The following is a 1,044-nucleotide window of genomic DNA, read 5'->3' as shown; positions in this document are numbered from 1 at the left end:
GGGACAGGAAGATCAGTTGAATGCACTCGGCCTCGTAACCAATGCCGTTATTCTCTGGAATACGTTATATATGCAGGCCGCACAGGAACACTTACAGTCTGAAGACATGACAATTCATCCAGAAGATCAAGCTCGGCTCTCACCCCTTCAACATAAGCATCTCAATGTACTTGGACGCTTTTCCTTTGCCTTGGCCGACCCCATCGCCAGTGGCGAATTGCGGCCTCTTAATCTTGAACCTTGGGATGTGATTGCTTAGCGTAGGTTTTCGTGTGCGACACGGCAAGCCGTGTGAGTAGTTGTTACACAATAGTAAATGATGTAACCCGGTTTTCTGCGACCGGTCCCTTACCAGAGCGTGCGTCGCTGGCAACGGCGGGGTGCGAAGCCTCTGAGACAATGTAGCCTCGTCCATCAGGACGGCAACTGTATTCGTGAGAACAGGTTGCGACTGCTAGCACCAAGGCGGTCGGGAGCTAAGGTCAAATGGTATGGTCAACATATGTGAATCGCTGATAATCGTCGTCAGTACGAACAAGCCAAAGGTGCTGACAGGCTTGGGTCAAAAAGGCAAGTGGTCAAGAGTAGAAGCTGCGAAATCTTCTGCCGCAGATGTAGCACCACCGGCGAAAAGGCGGGACCTAACCCATTCATTGCTACTCATTCGGAACGTGGTAAGCTCGTATTCCTCCCATGGCAGTTCTTTTGGGAAAGTGAGCCGTGAGGCGAGCCGAAAGGAATGCAGGTAAAGGAGGATGGAAAAAGCGAACGTCGCCTTGTAACGAGGCGAATAGAGATTGAGCATCAGCAACATTATCTCACACGAAAGTGGGCAGACTTCCATCTGGTATCTCATCACAAAAGAGTTTGGGAATCCGTCCCAGGAGGGAATGCAGGATGACAGCAACAGTGAAAAGAGCAGTCTCGTTGTTAGCTGACGCACCCTCACACGATGCAGTGACGTGGCACGCCGTCGATTGGCGTAAAGCAACACGCAACGTGCGGCGGCTCCAAGCGCGTATTGTGAAAGCGGTGCAGGCCGGT

1 protein-coding gene is annotated in these 1,044 nt (G+C 51.8%); it reads left to right on the top strand.

The genetic code is table 11. The features are described from left to right. Positions 1 to 259, top strand: a 259-nt coding sequence (locus MJD61_19155) for a transposase (GenBank protein MCG8557380.1), incomplete at its 5' end; no start/stop codon positions are given. Positions 260 to 1,044: the final 785 nt, after the last annotated feature.

This window comes from Pseudomonadota bacterium (genome assembly GCA_022361155.1).
Classification (GTDB): domain Bacteria; phylum Myxococcota_A; class Polyangia; order Polyangiales; family JAKSBK01; genus JAKSBK01.
This window is presented reverse-complemented; position numbering and strand designations above follow the sequence as displayed.